Origin of the sequence: Arcticibacter sp. (assembly GCF_045629565.1) — a bacterium.
In the GTDB taxonomy this organism is placed as follows: Bacteria; Bacteroidota; Bacteroidia; order Sphingobacteriales; family Sphingobacteriaceae; genus Arcticibacter.
Genome location: NZ_JAZQRL010000125.1, coordinates 52888 through 71829 on the forward strand (window position 1 = coordinate 52888; position 18942 = coordinate 71829).

An 18942-nucleotide genomic window follows, 5' to 3' on the forward strand; every position below is an offset into this window, starting at 1 on the left:
CTCTAAAAGACATAAGCCAGAGAAATCTGAGGGTTGTAGCCCAACACAAGATGATTGCTTACAGCCAGATCAACACTTACGTGCTTGAAAACGTACCCGATCCCGGCATACTGATTAAACGGATGTACTCCTACCCCTGCCCTGAAGGCAAGCTGACTCATTATAGAATATTCCATACCGGTTCTGAGGTCTCCCCCTCTGTCGCCGTTCGCTGCAACAACGCAAGTGCTCAAGAGCAGCTCTCCGGAAAAGCGGTAAGATACACCAACTGCCAGCTGAACAGGAATACCAGCTCCGGCTGCCTGGTCGTATGCACTATTCGATATATTTGAAATATGCGCTCCTATAATCAGCTCTTTTGATGGCTTGTATTGGAACCCTGCGTCAATGGAAAAAGCCCTCGAGCTACCATAAGCGGGTATGGAAATCTGATGAAAGTTGAAGTCAACCGCAATGTAAACAGCCTTCCCAAATTTCCTGGCATAAGCAAAGCCGACACGCAGGTCTTTATAGGCGGAGAAGCCGAAGCTTTGGAAACTTAAACCAAAAGCATAATTTTTAAGAGGATATACAAATACCGCGGCTTCCGTACTTAGCGAGGTTCCCGGATAATTCTTCTGATAGGTAAGACCAGCAGATGGCGCTGCAAGCGATGCGATGCCGGCAGGATTCGATTGAATGGACCAGACATCCTGCAACGCCACACCCGTATTCCCCATGGAAGTTAATCGCGAACCCGGGTTTATATCCTGTGCATTCAAAGTTTTGAACAACAAGATTAAAAAAAATGAAAGTCGGCGAACCTTCATAAAGCAACAATTGGTGCGCCGAAAAATAAAAAATTAAATGTGTGGAGAAAAAAACTTGCAAAATATTTTCATACAGGTTCATGTGGAAGAAAAAGGATCTGCCTTAATATTCTTGAACACATATAATCAGTCACCTCTTGCCGCTTTCAGACGAAGTTCCTTTGAAAGGCCGCTTCCAAGAAAGCGGTCAATAAACGCATGAAGCAGATATAAAATCGGAGTCATGCCTATAGCAACAATAAACTTGTATGAATAATTTACGAAGCCTATCGCAGCGACCATTTGCCAACTCCAGTTATATTGCGGGTTAAGGTAAAAAGCGATGAAGATGACGACGAAACTATCAATGAATTGCGACACAATCGTTGATCCGGTAGCACGCAGCCAGAGTCGCTTCTCTCCTGTAGCTCTTTTAATTTTGTGAAAGATGGTGACATCCGCGAGCTGCCCGACGAGGAATGCGATGATAGAACCGACGATTATCCACATGCCTTGCCCTACAACGCCTGAAAAGGCAAGGTTCATATCGATCTCCTGTCCCTCAATCACCTGCTTCACCCAAAAATCCGCTGGCACCAGTTCCATAGCAAAGGCGATGACGAGAAAGGCGTACGCGATTAGAAAAGCGGTGAGGATCGATAGAAACCTGACCTGCTTCGGTCCGTAATATTCGTTAATCAGGTCAGTAGTAATGAACACAAGTGGCCAGGTCAGCACGCCAGCTGACATGTTGAAAGACAAACCCGGTACGCCGAAAAGATCCATATCAAATTTCTGCATCCCAAGAGATTCTTCCACACTAAATATCTTCACCCCTATTAATTCAGCCAGAATAGTATTAGCCACCAGAAAAGCTCCGAGCACCAGAAAAAGCTTACTTTGCCGACTTCCTTTTATCATAATAATCGTCTATCTTAACAGTAAAGCTATAATTTTTCCCCATTTTTACACTTTCGATCTTGCAATAGACCAATCATCAGAATAAAACGTTAACATAGTCATTACATTTACGATCTGAATATTATTGATGAGCATATTAAAAATAACCACCTTTCAGGCATACCTATTCTGGGAAAACGTAGAAAAGAACCTGAAGAACTTGTCGCTGAGGTTATCATCTATCCGCGAAAAGACCGACCTGATCGTCTTGCCCGAGATGTTCAGCACCAGTTTCACCATGAACGCAGAAACACTCGCCGAAGAAATGAACGGTCCGACGATGCAGTGGATGCTGGAGCAGGCTCAAAAGTTCAGCTGCGTAGTTACAGGTAGTCTACCAATAAAAGAGGATGGAAAATTTTTCAATCGGCTTATCTGGATGAGGCCTGATGGAAGTTTTGAACAATATGACAAGAGGCATCTCTTCGGCCTGGGAAAAGAAGACCGTGTATACTCCGCCGGAAAAGAAAAACTCTTTGTTGAGCTTAACGGCTGGAGAATATGTCCCGTTATTTGTTACGACCTGCGTTTCCCGGTTTGGTTGCGGAATACAGGGGCAGAATACGATATCTTGCTGGTTGTGGCAAACTGGCCGGAGAAACGCTCATCACACTGGAAGACGCTTATTCCCGCCCGCGCCGTTGAAAATCAAGCTTTCGTTATCGGAGTGAACCGTGTGGGCCATGATGGAAACGAGGTTTACCATGCTGGTGATTCCATGTGTATCGACCCTAACGGAAAGACCGTTTATTACAAACCCAATGATGAGGATCTTTATACGTTTTCCATATCAGACGACGAACTTCACAGAGTAAGGAGAACCCTGCCGTTCCTTAAAGACGCAGACCGGTTTGACATTAAAGATTGATACATTCACAAACACAATAATATCTATTTTTGCGTAGAAGGATAAGCCATTTCCGACACATATATGTTTAAAGAAATCAAGATTAAGCCCCTAAGATATCTTATAATACTCCTATATTTTATCATCATCTTTTTTTGCGCCATCGAGGTGAATTTTTTATGGCTGTTTGGATACTCGCCAACCATCAAAGACATTCAGGCTCCCAACATGCGAATAGCATCTGAACTTTATACAGCAGACGGAACGCTTATCGGAAGATATTATAAAGAAAACCGAACGCCCGTAGAATTCAAACAGATTCCGAAAGGAACTATAGACGCTCTCGTAGCGACAGAAGACGTCCGTTTCTTTAATCACTCCGGAGTAGACCTCAGATCTCTTCTATCCAGCGTGGTCTCCACTGTCTCAGGAGATAAACGAGGAGCCAGTACCATCACTCAACAGCTTGCTAAAAATCTTTACCGCACCAGAAACAACAAGCAGCAGGGCCTGATTCGCAAGATCCCTGTCGTCAGAACAATAATCTATAAATTCAAAGAGTGGCTTACGGCCATGAAGCTTGAACAGCAATACAGCAAGGAAGAAATTCTGACCATGTACCTCAATACCGTTCCCTTTGGAAGCAATACATATGGCATTAAAACCGCATCCAAGCTTTACTTCAACCGTGAACCTGAGAAGCTTGAAATAGAGCAGTCAGCGCTTCTTGTGGGTATGCTGAAAGCTACCACTACCTATAATCCAGAAAACCATCCCGAACGAGCTTTGGAACGGCGCAACGTTGTTCTTTCTCAGATGGAAAAGTATGGATATCTTACAAAGGAAGAATTTGCACGCTACAGCAAACGTCCCCTTGCTATCCGGAAAGGTCAGATCGCAGAGGAAGAACGCGGAGATTCCTACCTTCGCTCTGCGGTTGAACGTTATCTTAGTAAATGGGCTGAAGACAATGGGTATGACCTCTATGAATCAGGACTGAAAATTTACACAACCATAGACTCCCGACTTCAGAAGTATGCTGAAGAGGCCGTTGGTGAACAGATGAAAATTCTGCAAAAGAGACTTAACAATGCCTGGGGCAATGAAGAACCGTGGCGGACATCTGATGGTAAGGTCATCGAGGACTTCCCGCAGAAGGCAGCACAAAGACTCCCTATCTACGCCTCGCTCAAAAAGAAATACAATGGTAATCAGGATTCTATCGACCGTTACCTGAACACGCCGAAGAAAATGAAAGTTTTCAGCTGGGAAGGCGATAAGGAAGTTGAGTTTTCGACCATAGACTCTATCAAGTACTACGCTAGTATCCTGAATACCGGCATGATGACCCTCGATCCGTTCAACGGTCACATCAAAGTTTGGGTTGGGGGAATAGACTTTAACCACTTCAAGTACGATCACGTTAACCAGGCTAAACGCCAGGCAGGCTCTACCTTCAAGCCTTTCGCCTATCTTGCGGCACTTGAAAGTGGAATATCTCCCTGCGAGAAGTTCACAGACAAACCTGTACGGATCGAATACGAAGAAGACGACTCTACAAAATACTGGGAGCCTAAAAACTCGAACTATTCGTTTTCCGGAATGGAGATGAGCATGCGGTGGGCCATGGGGAAATCTGTAAACTCCATTACCGCTCAGATTACTGAACAGGTAGGTTGGGACAAGGTGGTTAAGTACGCTCACGAATGCGGTATTGAAAGTGAACTTAAGTCGGTTCCCTCTATCAGCCTCGGCTCTGCTGACGTATCCGTTTTCGAAATGGTAAAGGCCTACGGAACCTTCCTGAATAAGGGAGTGCGCACCGAACCTATCCTTGTCGAAAAGATCACAGATCATGACGGCCGTGTGCTGGAGCAGTTCAAGGCGGAGCAAAAGAGAACACTCTCAGAGGAAATTGCCTGGCTTATGCTTTACATGTTCCGTGGCGGAATGGAGGAGCCTGGAGGAACATCACAAAACTTATGGCAATGGGACCTCTGGAAAAAGGGCAACCAGATAGGTGGGAAAACCGGCACCTCATCCGACTTTGTAGACGGCTGGTATATGGGCATCACCAAAGATCTTGTTACCGGTGTCTGGGTGGGTTGCGATGAAAGAAGCGTCCACTTCCGCACATCCGGAACTGGTGAAGGCTCGCATACGGCGTTACCCATATTTGGCCGCTTCATGGAAAAAGTCTATAAAGATCCAAACTCCGGCTATACATACGGCCCTTTTCCGGGACCGGGTGTGAAGATCAACCTGGAGTATAACTGCCCTTCTCCACGGTATGTTGCGGATACAACATCTGTTGACTCCGTCGCTGTGGATTCACTTGCGGCCCCTGATTCCCTGATTATCGATGAGTCTTTGTATGAGCATGAAGATATTGCTGTGCCAGTAGTGCGTAACGAACCACCAGCTACCAGAAACACGACTCAGCAAAGTGAGCCGGAAGACTCGCGCGCAGAAAGAAGAAGAAAGAGACAGGAGAGACGTGAAGAAAGAAAACAAAATAAAGATCAGAACAATTAAACTACTGAAAGTCAGTTCTCAATAAGCATCCATATAAATCGACATATATGAAACACTTCGACTTAAACGTAAAGGATATTACAAAAGGAGGTTTCTGTTGCCTTCTCACGTGGTTTCTATTCATGCTGACTCTGCCTGCCGAGGCCCAATATTTTGGGCAGAATAAGGTTCGTTATAAAAACCTCAAATTTCAGGTCAACCAATCACCTCACTTTGAATTATACTATTATCTGAAGAACGATAGCCTCGTCAAGCGCTTCATGCAGGAAAGCGAACTTTGGTACGACCTTCATCAACAGGTATTCAGAGATACCTTCGCTAAAAAGAACCCGCTTATCTTATACAATAACCACGCGGACTTTCAACAGACTACGGCCATTTCAGGCAGTATCAGTGTCGGAACCGGTGGTGTTACAGAAGGATTGAAAAACCGGGTAGTGATGCCGATGATGCAGCTTAACCAGCAGACCCGGCATGTGTTAGGACACGAGCTTGTGCACGCTTTCCAGTACCACTCCTTAATTGAGGGCGACTCGACCAACCTCGAGAACATCGGCAACCTTCCGTTATGGATGGTAGAAGGCATGGCCGAATATCTCTCCATTGGTAAAGTCGATGCTTTTACCGCAATGTGGATGCGCGATGCCTATCTCAATAAAGACATCCCGACGTTAAGAGACCTTACGGAAAGTAATAAATATTTCCCTTATCGCTATGGTCAGGCATTCTGGTCTTACATTGGCTCAACTTATGGCGATACTATCATTGTACCATTCTTTAAGGCAACAGCCAAGTTTGGGTATCAAAACGCCATCCGCAGAACATTTGGATATGACGAACGAACGCTGTCGAGCCTGTGGCGTACAAGTATAGAGAACACATATCGTCCAATGCTGAAAGACACTTCGCAAGTCCCTGTCGGACGTAAGCTCATTGATAATAAAAACGGCGGAGAGATGAACGTAGCTCCAGCCATTTCGCCCGACGGGAAATTTGTAGCCTTCCTTTCCGAAAAAGAGCTGTTCAGTATTGATCTCTTTCTTGCAGATGCCGAAACAGGCAGGGTAATCAGAAAGCTAACCAGCAGAACGTCTAACACACATATTGATGAATTCAGCTTCATAGAATCTGCGGGAGCCTGGTCTCCGGATAGCAAGAAATTTGCCTTTACCATATTTGCGCAAGGTCGAAACAAGCTGATGATAGTCGATATCAGCAATGGTAAGCTACTCATGACAGAGTCACTGGGTGATGTCCGGGAGTTCAGCAATCTGGCGTGGTCGCCCAATGGAGAAGATATTGCACTTACTGGTCTACGAGAAGGCTACAGTGACCTCTATCTTTTCAATACCAGAAGCAAGAAGGTAACTCAGCTGACCGATGACCGGTACTCAGACTATCAGCCGTCTTTCTCTCCGGACGGAAAGTACCTCCTCTTTACAAGCGACAGAACGACTCTGGAAAACGGAGCTAAATCGGTAGAGATTACATACAGCCTCGCTGTAATGGACCTGGCGACTAAAGCTATCACCAATATTGAAGTCTTCCACGGTGCCAATAACCTTAATCCGCAGTTTTCTTCCACCGGCGAACAAATTTTTTTCCTGTCCAACCGTGATGGGTTCAGAAATCTCTACCGCTATACAATCGCCAATAAACAGGTGGAGCAGCTTACGGATTATTTTACCGGTATAAGTGGCATCACTGAATACTCGCCGGCTCTGAGTGTATCAAGGAATGATGACGTTTTATACTCTTACTATCGCTCACAAAAATACACTATCTATAACGCGAAGGCGGGCGACTTCAAGGCCCAGACTGTAGATGCCAATGCGATAAATTTTGATGCGGCTACTCTCCCGCCGATAAAACAGACCGGAGTCGACCTCATCAATGCGAATCTCCGGAATTTTGAACGTTTCGAAATGCTAGGGTCCGAGCAGATTACGGATGCCAAATACAGGCCGCAGTTCAAGCTGGATTATTTGGCAAGTAATGGAGTGGGCGCTTCGGTAGGACGCTTCGGCACAGGATTATCGAGCGGTGTACAGGGGATCTTCAGCGACATCCTGGGACGAAATCAGATTTTTGCGACTGCGGCAGTAAACGGTGAGATCTACGATTTTGGTGCGCAGCTAGCGTACATTAATCAGCAAGGCCGCGTAAACTTCGGGACTTCGATCTCGCACATTCCATATTTATCAGGTTTTTATGTCAGCAAAATAGAGCCTGGTGACAACCCCGCCGGCACGAAGTATAATTACGTTCAAGGAACAGACTTAATGCGCACGTTTGAGGATCAGGTACAGTTCTTTGGAATCTATCCGTTTTCTCGAATCTTTCGTTTCGAAGCCGGCGTCGGTGCTGCTTACTACAGTTACCGGATTGACAGAATGGCAAATTATTATCAGGCATACGTAACCGAGTTACCGGGTGGCCAGATCCAGGTCGATAATGTAGACTACTACCCGTTTGACTCTGACCGCCGTAAACTAAAGGGTGACCGTCTCGAGCAGGCGTATCCAGGTTATAGCTTCGACTCGTTTACCATCTACCAAACCAACGCAGCATTTGTAGGCGATAACTCATTTTCGGGCGTAACGTCTCCTTTAAGTGGTTTCCGGTTTCGGATAGGAATAGAAAGTTACATCGGTGATTACACATTTAATGCTTTCAGCGCAGATCTACGCAGATATCATCGGATCAAACCTGTCACCCTCGCCGCTCGTTTCTATAGCTATACCCGTTTTGGTAAAGACCAGAGTGCCCTGTATCCTCTCTTCATTGGGTATCCGTATCTGATCAGGGGCTATGAATCTAGCTCCCTTTATGCAAATAATGGCGTAAATAACGCGGGTATCTCCTTCGATCAGCTATCCGGTTCCAAAATTGCAGTAGCAAATTTTGAAGTGCGCCTTCCTTTCACCGGGCCGGAGAAACTTGCAGCTGTTGAGTCTAAATTTCTATTTAGTGATCTTAACCTGTTCTTTGATATTGGTATAGCTTATAATCAGAATTCCAAACTGAGATGGAAAGCGTCGGATGGAGGTCAGGTCGTTGATATCCCGTCTACGGATCCTGCTTTTAATAACTCGAACAGATCGGTTATCGAACGTATACCGGCGATGAGTGCTGGTATTTCGCTTAGGGTAAATATGTTTGGTTACTTTGTTCTGGAGCCTTACTATGCGTTTCCTTTTCAACGCAAGGACATCAAGGCGGGAGTATTCGGCCTGACATTCGCCCCTGGCTGGTAAGTAAACCCAAAAACCAAAATATAAATAAAAGGAAAGCGGTTAACTAAGCCGCTTTTCTTATTCTGAGAAGCGCTGAAATATCCCGTTTCATCACTTGCTCTTCATATTCTAAGCCAATAGCCAAATCGATCCAATCCGGATTAACATCACGCACCAACTTCTCCTTCTGAGCTCTTGTATATTTACAGATCTCGTTAAAACGATGTAGAGAATCTTGTTCAGTTACCAGCTCTTCGAAATAAATCAGTCTGCTAAGCTGACTGGCATTATCGAAAAATAAGTTCGGCATCTCCTTGTAAAAACTGAGGGTCTTTAGCAAATCAGAACTCATGCCCACATGCAGGGAAGTACGGTTCCTGTCTGTAATTACATAAACAAATCTTTTCATAATTTTCGCCTTTATATATCAAATTTATTGCTAATTTTATTGGCATAAAGATACTAACATTATTAGTAATTCAAAATTTATTTTAACATGCGGAACATCTCTAACAATCTACGTTACCTACGGAAGAGCAAAGGCCTCACACAGCAACAATTTGCTGATAATATGGAGATTAAAAGATCTCTTGTCGGCGCCTACGAAGAAGACCGCGCAGAGCCCAGATATGATTTGCTAAAAAAATTCGCAGAATTCTATGAACTCAGCATGGATGAGCTTATCAACGAAAAGATCGATGACAAGTGGAAGCCTAAGCCAAAGATTGATCCATCAGGCGTCCGAGTGCTAAGTATTTCGGTGGATTCAGAAGATCGTGAAAATATCGAACTTGTTCCCGTTAAAGCAAGTGCTGGTTATTTAAACGGTTATTCCGATCCCGAATATATAAGTGAGCTTCCCAAATTCAGACTACCTTTTCTCCCCCAAGGTACTTTTCGCGCATTTGAGCTCAAGGGAGATTCCATGTTACCCTTGCAGCCGGGAACTCTGATTATCGGAGAATACGTTGAGAACTGGACAGACGTAAAAGCTGGCGACACCTATGTCTTTATCACTAAGTCAGACGGCATTGTGTATAAACGCGCAGGTAACAGATACCGCGAGAACAAAGCGATCAAGCTGATCTCAGACAATCCCGTTTACGACCCATATCCGGTACAGGCGGAAGATATATTAGAAATATGGAAGGCAAAAGCTTACATATCTACTTCGTTTCCTGACCCGGCACCGGAACCTACTATGGAAAGTCTGACCTCTATGATGGCTCAGATGCAAAAATCAATTGCTCAAATTAACCAGTCCAAAAACTAAGGAGGAAAAAATTCACTAGGTTTAAACCTGTCGCTCTGCCATGCGTCTAAATTTACAAAAGAACCAATATGAAAAAGAATCTTTTGTTAATCGCACTCTTAGCAGTAACGATTTCACTTAGTCAGGCCCAACAGCGGCCGCAACGCAACCCCGAAGAGATGGCTAAACGCAACCTGGAGATGCTTGATAAGCGCTTATCCCTGACGGCAGATCAGAAAGCAAAAATCTCTGGTATCCTCTTGTCGCAAAGTAAAGTGATAGACAGCCTTAGAAGCATAGCAAGAGCTCAAAGCGCCCCCCAGTCGGTGCGCGGTAAGATGCAGTCGCTCCTACAGGAGAATCAACAAAAAATAAAAGAAGTTCTCACAGATGAGCAGAGGAAAAGTTACGAAACCGTTATAACCGAACAGCAAAACAGAATGCGGGACGGTGGTCAGCGCCGTGTCCGTGAAAGGTCGGCCAACTAGGTTTTACTATCATAGAACAACAAAAGCGGTATAAATGCCGCTTTTGTTGTTCTAACCCGGCCTATTCTTCCCTCCAGCCGTTTCTTTACAATCACCGCTACCATTAAACCACAATTAATATATATTTGTGGTATGAGTATCTTATCTAACCGCATTAATAACCTCGACGAGTCGGCAACAATAAAAATGGCCAAACTCGGTCGGGAACTGGCAGCAAAAGGTGTTGACGTGATCAGCCTTAGTCTTGGGGAAACAGACTTTTACACGCCTGACTTTGTAAAAGATGCAGCGAAAAAAGCAATTGAAGACAACTTTTCTTATTACACACCTGTACCGGGATATCCCGAATTGAGAAAGGCTATTGCCGAAAAGTTAAAACGTGAAAATAAACTGGACTACAACTTCGATCAGATCGTGGTTTCAACGGGCGCAAAGCAATCGTTGACCAATGCTATCCTTTGTCTTGTAAATCCCGGCGATGAGGTTATCATTCCAACCCCTTACTGGGTTTCTTACTCAGAGCTTGTTAAATTAGCGGAAGGGACTTCCGTATTTATCGATACTACATTAGAAAGTGACTTTAAGATCACACCAGAAGAGTTAGAAGCCGCAATTACGCCTAAGACTAAACTGTTTATGTTCTCCTCTCCGAATAATCCAACCGGTACTGTCTATACAAGAGAAGAACTGGCGGCATTGGTAAAGGTATTCGAAAAGTATCCCGATATCTATATTATATCAGACGAAATATACGAACACATCAATTTCCTCGATACACACGTCTCAATAGCTGAGTTTGGAAGCATTAAAGACCGCGTGATTATCATCAATGGATTATCAAAAGCTTACGCTATGACTGGCTGGAGACTTGGTTTCTCTGCGAGCAACAAAGATATTGCCAATGCATGTGACAAACTTCAAAGCCAAATTACGTCTGGAACATGCTCTATTACACAAAAAGCGGGAATTGCAGCTTATAACGGAAGCCTTGACAGCGTTAAAGAGATGCAGGTTGTGTTCGAGAAACGCCGTAATCTGGTTTACGATCTATTGAAGGAGATTCCCGGGCTGAAAGTTAACCTTCCAGGAGGAGCATTCTACTTTTTCCCAGAGGTCAGCTCTTTCTTCGGGAAAACAACTGAAGACGGGGAAGTAATTAATACCTCAGATGAGTTAGCATTACACATTCTAAACAAGGGCCATGTTGCCGTTGTAAGCGGCGATGCTTTCGGCGATAAGAATTCCATCAGAATCTCCTACGCGGCTTCTGAAGACAAACTCAGAGAAGCTTGCTCCCGCATCAAAAATACGTTAGCGAACTTAAAATGACAGACATTTTCAGAAAGTTCAACACACTGAATATTCTGATCATCGGAGACGTCATGATGGATTCATACCTCTGGGGAGCTGTAGAACGCATTTCCCCAGAGGCTCCTGTACCCGTGGTTTCGGTAAGGAAACGGGAAAACCGTCTGGGCGGCGCAGCAAACGTTGCCTTGAATATTCAGTCTCTCGGTTCCAAACCCATAATTTGTTCTGTGATTGGCAAGGACGCAGAAGGCCTGGCCTTCCTTCATCTGCTGGAAGAGCATGATCTCTCGGCCGAGGGGATCATCACTGCGCCAGGAAGGCCTACAACAGTCAAAACACGGGTTATTGGTCAGAATCAACAGATGCTTCGAATTGATGAGGAGACTGATACCCTGCTCCCACCCGATCAGACCGAACAACTGCTTTCGAAGATTAAGAAAATCATCTCGAGCACTCCAATACATGCCATCATCTTCGAAGATTACGACAAAGGAGTAATCAGCGAAGATCTCATTTATCAAGTAGTTGAGGAAGCAAAAGCAAGGCAAATTATCACTGTCGTTGATCCGAAGAAGCGTAATTTTCTAAACTATTCGGGTGTTACTCTTTTCAAACCCAATTTAAAGGAGCTTCGTGAAGGGCTAAAAGTGGAGATCAACATGCTCGATAACAACGAACTTGAAGCGGCGGCCGGCCAGATCAAAGATCATCTGCAAGCAGATTATGTTATGGTTACGCTCTCAGAACGGGGAGTTTTCATGCAGTCAAACGATCGGAAAGAGATAATTCCCGCACACATTCGAAAGATTGCAGATGTATCCGGTGCGGGAGATACGGTAATTGCGACTGCTGCGGTATGTATGGCAAGCGGTCTTGACATGTTCAAAACCGCCGCTGTAGCGAACCTGGCAGGAGGCTTGGTATGTGAGCATGTAGGGGTTGTTTCGATTAATAAAGAACAGCTCCTTAACGAGTCACTAAAACTTTAACACCAAAGTAAGAGCTATCATTTGAACCGCTCTTACTTACTTCTTATAGCCTCTACCGGATCCAGTCTTGAAGCCATGAATGCCGGGATAATTCCCGAGATAAGGCCAATGGCTGTAGATAAAATGAACATTAGGACAACCTTACTCATATCTACAATAATATCGACGTCAGCTATCATATGTAACACAAAAGCGAGAAGGTACACAATGGCAAGCCCGATAAGCCCCCCCATCAAACACAGTGCAACTGCTTCAATAAGAAATTGCAATAAGATAAAGTAGTTTTTCGCACCCAGCGATTTCTGAATACCGATAATATTTGTCCGCTCTTTGACCGATACAAACATGATATTTGCTATTCCAAACCCGCCGACGAGTATAGAGAATATGCCGATCACGCCACCGGCCAGGTTAACGACCGCAAACATACTGTCCAGCTGGGCTGTGAGCACTGTAGACTTATTGAGGGCGAAGTCATCGTCTTGTAACGGACTAAGGCGATGTATCGAACGCATAATCCCACGTAGTTCGCTTTCCAACTCATCAACCGGAACACCCGGTTTGCCACGTACTGATATCTCAGGACCGTATTGCTCGTTTTGAATATCGATAACATTGCGTGCAAAATTTAACGGAAGTAGCACGGTCTTGTCTGCCGAAGTACCGAGCATATCTTCACCTTCTTCCGCAAAGACACCGATGACAACCAGCTTACGACCCAGAACATTGATCACTTTTCCCACTGCCTTCTGGCCGTGGAACAATCCTTGTGCTACGGAGTATCCGATAAGAGTAACGGGACTGCCTGCTTTTGATTCTGCTTCTGAGAAGTAACGCCCATCATCAAGGTCAAAATTCCAGGTCATGTAATAGTCGTGCGTCACAGCGGATACCTGTGCACCCTCCACACTGCTGCTTTTATACTTAATAGTGCGATTCCCTGCCCATACATTATAAGATAAAGCCTCGGCATTCGTTACCCTCTCCTTCACCTTTTCAAAGTCGCGAAGTGTTGGATTTGGTCTGTTCATGTACTTCCACCATTGATAATCGCCACCGAACTCCCAGGGCCACTTATGAATATAGATCGTATTGCTTCCTAGCTTGTCTACACTGCTTTGCAAATTGTTTCGCAGCGTATCGACAGCCGAAAAAACACCAATGATCGTCATTATTCCGATCGTAATTCCAATCAGAGATAAAAAGGTTCGGAGCTTATTCTCCTTCAGGGAAGAAAAAGCAAAATTAAAACTCTCCAGTATCAGCTTTAAGACGATCATACATAAATTTAGATAAAGCTTTTATCAATTAGTTACAGCACATGCACTAAATTATTCAGCGCTCAATTTAATGCAAGGGAGATAGTGTCAAGCCTTAAGTGCAGGGTAGTTACAGCCTGATGGCGAATCCACAATTCTGCCCATCCGATCCTTAACTTCTAACAGCCTGAAATAAGGTCATAAGCTCACCTTAACAGTCCTTTATAAACCATATTAATATCATATTTCATCAAGTTCAGACACTGGGCGTTACAAAAGATTCAAGTTTACGTATATTTTTCACTAACTTTGCGCCCTAAATTGAGTATACGTATATGAAATTATCCCAGTTCAAATTCAATCTACCTGATTCTTTAATAGCACACAATCCTTCGGATCAGCGGGATGAGGCACGTTTAATGGTACTTGACCGCAATACTGGAGCGATAGAGCACAAGATCTTCAAAGACGTCATCAATTACTTCGAAGAAAAAGATGTAATGATCCTGAATAACACTAAAGTTTTCCCGGCTCGTATGTATGGTAATAAGGAAAAGACTGGTGCAACAATTGAAGTATTTTTATTACGTGAGCTTAATAAAGAATTACGCTTATGGGATGTTCTTGTAGACCCAGCGCGTAAAATCCGGGTAGGAAACAAGCTGTATTTTGGTGAGAATGACCTGCTGGTTGCTGAGGTGGTAGACAACACCACATCTCGCGGCCGCACTATAAGGTTCCTTTTCGACGGAACGGACGAAGAGTTCAGACGCAATATCGAAATCCTTGGTGAAACGCCTCTTCCTAAGTATATCAAACGTAAGGCTACTGCAGAAGACAAAGAGCGTTATCAAACTATTTTTGCGAAAAACGAAGGCGCTGTTGCTGCCCCTACCGCAGGTTTGCACTTTAGCCGAGAGTTGATGAAACGCCTTGAGCTTAAGGGTGTCGACTTCGCAGAAGTTACTCTGCATGTTGGTTTAGGTACTTTCAGACCTGTTGAGGTGGAAGATCTAACGAAACATAAGATGGATTCAGAGCAGATCATCATTGAGCAGAAAACGGCAGATCTCGTAAATAAAGCTATCGATGAAAAACGTCGAATCTGTGCCGTTGGCACGACAAGTATGCGTACTATCGAATCAGCCGTATCTGCAAACAAGAAATTAAAAGCAACGAATGACTGGACCAGTAAGTTCATCTTCCCTCCTTACGATTTCAGCATTGCGAATTCCATGATCACCAACTTCCACACTCCTGAATCAACATTATTAATGATGATTTCAGCGTTCGGCGGCTATGAGCATGTAATGAATGCATATGAAGTTGCCGTAAAGGAGAAATATCGTTTTTACAGCTATGGTGATGCCATGCTGATTATCTAGAAGAACATTGGACTGCTACGCAATAATAGTTGCAGGTGGGTCAGGAAAGCGAATGAACGCAGACCTACCCAAGCAATTTCATTTATTGTTGGGAAAGCCTGTATTGATGCACACCATCGAAGCTTTCGCGCATTCCGCTTTGCGTCCGGAAATTATACTTGTGCTGAATGCAGACTTCCACCACTATTGGAGGGATCTTTGCATTCAGCATAATTTTTTAATACCCCATACATTGACTGCCGGAGGTAGAGAGCGTTTCGAGTCTGTCAAAAATGCTTTAGAACTTATCGGTCACGGTGACTATCTTATTGCTGTTCATGACGCCGTTAGACCCGTGATAAACAACGAGCTTATTACCCGATGTTTTAGAGAGGCGGAAATTAAAGGCTCTGTAATTCCGGTGACGGAGAGCCGAGACTCGCTGAGAATGATTTGCCAATCAGGTACTGAAGCGTTGCCCCGAGCCAATATTCTCATCGTTCAGACGCCGCAGGTGTTCAGAAGCGAAATACTCAAAGAAGCGTATAAGCAGCCTTTTTCACCGCTTTTTACAGATGATGCTTCGGTTGTGGAGAAAGCAGGGTTCCGCATCGCTACTACGGCCGGCGAGCCATCGAACATCAAAATAACTTATCCCGAAGATCTCGCGATAGCAGCGCTCTATCTCAGCGTTAAAGCATAAAAAAAGACCTGCCTATAAGCAGGTCTTGTAATGCTATACTTTTTGTATCTAAGCGGCTCCCCTAATTACACGTAATAGAACAGCAACGATTGCAATAACCAATAAAACGTGGATGATTCCACCGGTCGCGTATCCGCCTAAGAAACTCACCGCCCAAATTATAACCAAAATGACTGCGATGACATAAAGTAGATTTCCCATAGTATTATAGTTTTCGTGATAGATAATTAATTATACCATAAGAATGTAAAAAACGCCTCTTTGTTTACTTTTTTTATAAAATTATTATTACATACGCTTGGAACGTTTGGAAACCGATATAAAGTTAACTATTAAAAGAACTGACAATCAAGTGCATTACGCGCTGTCTCTACCATGAGCAATTTATAAGATACAAAAAAGCCCTGCCAGAGGGCAAGGCTTTAATACTCGTCTTCATTAAAGAAGAAATCATCTTTGGTCGGGTAATCCGGCCATATTTCTTCAATATTCTCATAAGGCTCACCATCATCTTCCAGCGCCTGTAAGTTTTCGATCACTTCCACCGGGGCTCCTGAGCGGATTCCGTAGTCTATCAATTCGTCCTTAGTCGCTGGCCAGGGAGCGTCTTCAAGGTGAGATGCTAATTCTAACGTCCAATACATATTTCTTAGAATTTAAGATTTAATTTTTCGCAAAAGTATAATAAAAATATTTAGTTTGTCAAGTATTTTTTTTAACTCTGTTTTCCCCTTGGAAACCAGGCAGTTTCCTCTATTTGATTATCCTGAGCTACTTTCCTTGAGAGCACAAACAGGTAATCACTCAAACGGTTCAAATAAATTAGAATTATTTTCTCAACGGTACTTTCTTGCGCTAACTGTACCGTGATACGCTCCGCACGGCGACATATACACCTTGCAATATGACAGTACGAAACTAATGTGGAACCTCCCGGCAGAATAAAATGGCTTAGCGGCTTCAAGGTATCCTGCATTCTGTCTATCTCTTCTTCCAACAAATGAATATCTTCCTGGATCAACTCAGGCAACTTCATCTTTGACTTCTCGGGAGCAGCAGCAAGATTGGAGCCCATAATAAAAAGGTGATTCTGCACCTGCTTGAGTATTTGTCTATAGTGGTCGCCGGGCTGCTGGTCACAGATTAGCCCTATGTATGCATTTAATTCGTCGACTGTGCCGTAGGCTTCAATCCGGATATCAGATTTAGGCACACGAAGGCCGCCGATAAGCATAGTGCTCCCTGCATCTCCGGTTTTTGTATATATTTTCATTTCAGTTAATTTGTTCGAAGTCCACACCCTTGTCTTTCATTTCCTGAAGGCGTGGTGAAACAGATTTGATATTTTCATTTGGATAATCATTCTCAATAAGCCCGTCCCGCATGCGCACAATGCGATGTGCGTGCTGGGCAATGTCTTCTTCATGCGTAACCAGGATGATGGTATTACCTTTCGAATGGATCTCTTCGAGAAGTCCCATGATCTCCACAGAGGTGCGGGTATCGAGGTTACCAGTTGGCTCATCAGCCAGAATAATGGAGGGATTATTAATCAGTGCCCGTGCCACGGCGACACGCTGGCGCTGCCCGCCCGAAAGCTCATTAGGCTTATGCTCGACACGGTTCCCCAAACCGACATTCTCCAGGGCCTTAAAGGCACGTTCATTACGTTCAGCTCTGGAAACACCTGCATAAACCAATGGAAGAGCAACATTGTCGAGTGAACTGGCTCTGGGCAAGAGGTTGAAGGTCTGAAAGACAAAGCCAATCTCTTTATTTCTCACTTCGGCAAGTTCGTTCTCACTCATTTCGCTAACATGAATACCATTAAGGATGTACTCACCCTTGCTCGGCGTATCCAGACAGCCAAGTATATTCATCAGCGTCGATTTACCTGAACCCGAAGGCCCCATCAAAGCAACAAACTCACCTTTTTCTATTGCTAAGGACACCGATTTCAGTGCATGAATAATTTCGGCACCTATAACGTATTTTCTTCCAACGTCTTTAATACTGATTAGTGGCTCGTTTTGCATAAACGTTAGATTATCAAACAGGGCGATTGTTACATCCTAAATCTTATCGATCACTTTGGCTACCTTGAAATATGAATTGTCGTGGTGAGGCGCATTCTGCAAAGCTTCTGCTGGCTGGATATCTATCGAAGCTTTATCTTCGCGGAAAACATTAATTTCATCTGTGAGATAAATCAGAGGCTCTACACCACTGGTGTCCAACTCGTTAAGCTTCTCCATAAAGCTCAGAATGTTCTCCATATCTTTCAGTAGAGACACCTTCTCCTCTTCACTTACTTCAAGTCTGGCCAAATGAGCCATCCGCTCGATAGTCTGATTATCTAATTTCATCTTTGCTATTTTTTCAGTATCGGATGTTTAATCCGGGTGTTCTGTTATGCTAATTTACTATTTATTATATTATATACGGTGATTCGTAAATCATCCGCGTCTTCCATGTTCAACCTATTTGTATCCACTGGTGCGTGAACGTAAATATCAGAAGTTCCCGGCGTGGTTCCGTACATGGATCCGTCATCCCACATTCTCTTGTAATTGACGGGAATACTAATGGGAATGATGGGTACGTTATGCTCAATAGCCAGCCGAAAAGGACCGATTTTAAACGGACCCAGCTGAGGAGGATATCCATCGGAAATTCTTCCTTCCGGAAATATAACCAAGGATATGCCCTGCTTGAGATAATCTCCGGCTCGTTTGAACGCCCGGAAAGCCGACATTTTACTATTCCGGTTAAGGGGGATATCTATCGTCCTGAAAAACAACCCAGTAACCGGATTGCCGAGCAGATCATCCTTCCCCATAAAAGCAAAATTACCTTTCACGAGATAGGATATAGCAGGGATGTCCAGGTTGGAGGTATGATTAGCACATATAATGTAATGCCGGCTCCAATCGATGGGTGCCTCGAAATAGTAACGGAAAAAAAAACCTGCAGTGACTGATGATACCTGAGAATAAAACCTTCTCCATCTGTTCAACTGCGGATAACGTTCTGATTTGCGGGAAAAATAATAGAGGAAGGGATAAAGCAAGACAAGAAAGAAAACCACGATCAAATGGTACAGAAAGAGGTGTGCTCGCTTAAGAAATCGCTTCATGCAGCCCAAACATAGAGAATTTCAGGAATATCCGGAAGTTACAGGTACTGTATATCTTGTTTTTTTATCTTTTA

Annotated in this window: 19 protein-coding genes; 9 read left to right on the top strand and 10 right to left on the bottom strand. The window is 44.1% G+C overall.

What is annotated here, in order from left to right:
• Positions 1-2: 2 nt before the first annotated feature.
• Both ACKI5J_RS17070 and ACKI5J_RS17075 read right to left on the bottom strand, forming a co-directional pair.
• Positions 3-761, bottom strand: a complete 759-nt coding sequence (locus ACKI5J_RS17070) for a hypothetical protein (protein WP_407430699.1) — start codon at positions 759-761, stop codon at positions 3-5.
• A gap of 174 nt (positions 762-935) precedes the next feature.
• Entirely contained in the window at positions 936-1709 is a 774-nt protein-coding gene (locus tag ACKI5J_RS17075; protein WP_407430700.1) for a queuosine precursor transporter, read from the bottom strand.
• 127 nt (positions 1710-1836) lie between these two features.
• On the opposite strand from ACKI5J_RS17075, the gene ACKI5J_RS17080 reads away from it, so the two are divergent.
• From ACKI5J_RS17080 to ACKI5J_RS17090, 3 genes are all read left to right on the top strand, one after another.
• Positions 1837-2616 (top strand): amidohydrolase, encoded by a 780-nt coding sequence (locus ACKI5J_RS17080; RefSeq protein WP_407430701.1) that lies wholly within the window; start codon positions 1837-1839, stop codon positions 2614-2616.
• 63 nt (positions 2617-2679) lie between these two features.
• Positions 2680-5130, top strand: a complete 2451-nt coding sequence (locus tag ACKI5J_RS17085; protein WP_407430702.1) for a penicillin-binding protein 1A — start codon at positions 2680-2682, stop codon at positions 5128-5130.
• 47 nt (positions 5131-5177) lie between these two features.
• Positions 5178-8387: a DPP IV N-terminal domain-containing protein gene (locus ACKI5J_RS17090; RefSeq protein WP_407430703.1), complete on the top strand. Its 3210-nt coding sequence runs from the start codon at positions 5178-5180 to the stop codon at positions 8385-8387.
• A 43-nt stretch (positions 8388-8430) separates the two neighbouring features.
• Here the strand turns inward: ACKI5J_RS17090 and ACKI5J_RS17095 are convergent, their stop codons facing one another.
• Entirely contained in the window at positions 8431-8775 is a 345-nt protein-coding gene (locus tag ACKI5J_RS17095; RefSeq protein WP_407430704.1) for a GIY-YIG nuclease family protein, read from the bottom strand.
• Positions 8776-8862: 87 nt separating this feature from the next.
• Here ACKI5J_RS17095 and ACKI5J_RS17100 point away from each other — a divergent pair, with 87 nt between their 5' ends.
• The 4 genes from ACKI5J_RS17100 to ACKI5J_RS17115 all read left to right on the top strand — a co-directional run bounded on the left by ACKI5J_RS17100 (position 8863) and on the right by ACKI5J_RS17115 (position 12406).
• Positions 8863-9639 carry an XRE family transcriptional regulator gene (locus ACKI5J_RS17100; RefSeq protein WP_407430705.1) on the top strand — a complete coding sequence of 259 codons (777 nt, stop codon included), beginning with the start codon at positions 8863-8865 and terminating at the stop codon, positions 9637-9639.
• 68 nt (positions 9640-9707) lie between these two features.
• Positions 9708-10106, top strand: coding sequence for a hypothetical protein (locus ACKI5J_RS17105; RefSeq protein ID WP_407430706.1), 399 nt, complete (start codon positions 9708-9710; stop codon positions 10104-10106).
• 132 nt (positions 10107-10238) lie between these two features.
• The gene (locus ACKI5J_RS17110) at positions 10239-11435 is read left to right on the top strand and encodes a pyridoxal phosphate-dependent aminotransferase (protein WP_407430707.1); all 1197 of its coding nucleotides are present in this window, start codon (positions 10239-10241) and stop codon (positions 11433-11435) included.
• On the top strand, positions 11432-12406 hold the full coding sequence (locus ACKI5J_RS17115; RefSeq protein WP_407430708.1) for a bifunctional heptose 7-phosphate kinase/heptose 1-phosphate adenyltransferase: 975 nt from the start codon (positions 11432-11434) through the stop codon (positions 12404-12406). The genes ACKI5J_RS17110 and ACKI5J_RS17115 overlap by 4 nt, the downstream gene beginning before the upstream one ends.
• A gap of 32 nt (positions 12407-12438) precedes the next feature.
• On the opposite strand, the gene ACKI5J_RS17120 is transcribed toward ACKI5J_RS17115, so the two are convergent.
• On the bottom strand, positions 12439-13686 hold the full coding sequence (locus ACKI5J_RS17120) for an ABC transporter permease (protein ID WP_407430709.1): 1248 nt from the start codon (positions 13684-13686) through the stop codon (positions 12439-12441).
• Between the two features lie 314 nt (positions 13687-14000).
• Between ACKI5J_RS17120 and queA the strand changes: the two genes are divergently transcribed.
• Together queA and ACKI5J_RS17130 are read left to right on the top strand one after the other, a co-directional pair.
• Positions 14001-15050 (top strand): tRNA preQ1(34) S-adenosylmethionine ribosyltransferase-isomerase QueA, encoded by a 1050-nt coding sequence (queA, locus tag ACKI5J_RS17125; RefSeq protein WP_407430710.1) that lies wholly within the window; start codon positions 14001-14003, stop codon positions 15048-15050.
• Positions 15051-15057: 7 nt separating this feature from the next.
• Positions 15058-15732, top strand: coding sequence for a 2-C-methyl-D-erythritol 4-phosphate cytidylyltransferase (locus ACKI5J_RS17130; protein ID WP_407430711.1), 675 nt, complete (start codon positions 15058-15060; stop codon positions 15730-15732).
• A gap of 48 nt (positions 15733-15780) precedes the next feature.
• On the opposite strand, the gene ACKI5J_RS17135 is transcribed toward ACKI5J_RS17130, so the two are convergent.
• The 6 genes from ACKI5J_RS17135 to ACKI5J_RS17160 all read right to left on the bottom strand — a co-directional run bounded on the left by ACKI5J_RS17135 (position 15781) and on the right by ACKI5J_RS17160 (position 18868).
• Complete coding sequence (locus ACKI5J_RS17135; RefSeq protein WP_407430712.1) at positions 15781-15933, bottom strand: lmo0937 family membrane protein; 153 nt, start codon at positions 15931-15933, stop codon at positions 15781-15783.
• 221 nt (positions 15934-16154) lie between these two features.
• On the bottom strand, positions 16155-16376 hold the full coding sequence (locus tag ACKI5J_RS17140) for a DUF2795 domain-containing protein (RefSeq protein ID WP_017258669.1): 222 nt from the start codon (positions 16374-16376) through the stop codon (positions 16155-16157).
• A 71-nt stretch (positions 16377-16447) separates the two neighbouring features.
• A complete protein-coding gene (locus tag ACKI5J_RS17145) occupies positions 16448-17005 on the bottom strand; it encodes a cob(I)yrinic acid a,c-diamide adenosyltransferase (RefSeq protein ID WP_407430713.1) in 558 nt (185 codons plus the stop codon).
• A 1-nt stretch (position 17006) separates the two neighbouring features.
• The gene (locus ACKI5J_RS17150; RefSeq protein WP_407430714.1) at positions 17007-17768 is read right to left on the bottom strand and encodes an ABC transporter ATP-binding protein; all 762 of its coding nucleotides are present in this window, start codon (positions 17766-17768) and stop codon (positions 17007-17009) included.
• 36 nt (positions 17769-17804) lie between these two features.
• Positions 17805-18098 (bottom strand): Asp-tRNA(Asn)/Glu-tRNA(Gln) amidotransferase subunit GatC, encoded by a 294-nt coding sequence (gatC, locus tag ACKI5J_RS17155; RefSeq protein ID WP_407430715.1) that lies wholly within the window; start codon positions 18096-18098, stop codon positions 17805-17807.
• A 44-nt stretch (positions 18099-18142) separates the two neighbouring features.
• Positions 18143-18868, bottom strand: coding sequence for a lysophospholipid acyltransferase family protein (locus ACKI5J_RS17160; RefSeq protein WP_407430716.1), 726 nt, complete (start codon positions 18866-18868; stop codon positions 18143-18145).
• Positions 18869-18942: the final 74 nt, after the last annotated feature.

Coding starts and splice junctions, on each gene's coding strand:
- ACKI5J_RS17075 (WP_407430700.1), bottom strand. CDS start 1,709: ATGATAAAAGGAAGTCGGCAAAGTAAGCTTTTTCTGGTGCTCGGAGCT.
- ACKI5J_RS17080 (WP_407430701.1), top strand. CDS start 1,837: ATGAGCATATTAAAAATAACCACCTTTCAGGCATACCTATTCTGGGAA.
- ACKI5J_RS17085 (WP_407430702.1), top strand. CDS start 2,680: ATGTTTAAAGAAATCAAGATTAAGCCCCTAAGATATCTTATAATACTC.
- ACKI5J_RS17090 (WP_407430703.1), top strand. CDS start 5,178: ATGAAACACTTCGACTTAAACGTAAAGGATATTACAAAAGGAGGTTTC.
- ACKI5J_RS17095 (WP_407430704.1), bottom strand. CDS start 8,775: ATGAAAAGATTTGTTTATGTAATTACAGACAGGAACCGTACTTCCCTG.
- ACKI5J_RS17100 (WP_407430705.1), top strand. CDS start 8,863: ATGCGGAACATCTCTAACAATCTACGTTACCTACGGAAGAGCAAAGGC.
- ACKI5J_RS17105 (WP_407430706.1), top strand. CDS start 9,708: ATGAAAAAGAATCTTTTGTTAATCGCACTCTTAGCAGTAACGATTTCA.
- ACKI5J_RS17110 (WP_407430707.1), top strand. CDS start 10,239: ATGAGTATCTTATCTAACCGCATTAATAACCTCGACGAGTCGGCAACA.
- ACKI5J_RS17115 (WP_407430708.1), top strand. CDS start 11,432: ATGACAGACATTTTCAGAAAGTTCAACACACTGAATATTCTGATCATC.
- ACKI5J_RS17120 (WP_407430709.1), bottom strand. CDS start 13,686: ATGATCGTCTTAAAGCTGATACTGGAGAGTTTTAATTTTGCTTTTTCT.
- queA (WP_407430710.1), top strand. CDS start 14,001: ATGAAATTATCCCAGTTCAAATTCAATCTACCTGATTCTTTAATAGCA.
- ACKI5J_RS17135 (WP_407430712.1), bottom strand. CDS start 15,933: ATGGGAAATCTACTTTATGTCATCGCAGTCATTTTGGTTATAATTTGG.
- ACKI5J_RS17140 (WP_017258669.1), bottom strand. CDS start 16,376: ATGTATTGGACGTTAGAATTAGCATCTCACCTTGAAGACGCTCCCTGG.
- ACKI5J_RS17145 (WP_407430713.1), bottom strand. CDS start 17,005: ATGAAAATATATACAAAAACCGGAGATGCAGGGAGCACTATGCTTATC.
- ACKI5J_RS17150 (WP_407430714.1), bottom strand. CDS start 17,768: ATGCAAAACGAGCCACTAATCAGTATTAAAGACGTTGGAAGAAAATAC.
- gatC (WP_407430715.1), bottom strand. CDS start 18,098: ATGAAATTAGATAATCAGACTATCGAGCGGATGGCTCATTTGGCCAGA.
- ACKI5J_RS17160 (WP_407430716.1), bottom strand. CDS start 18,868: ATGAAGCGATTTCTTAAGCGAGCACACCTCTTTCTGTACCATTTGATC.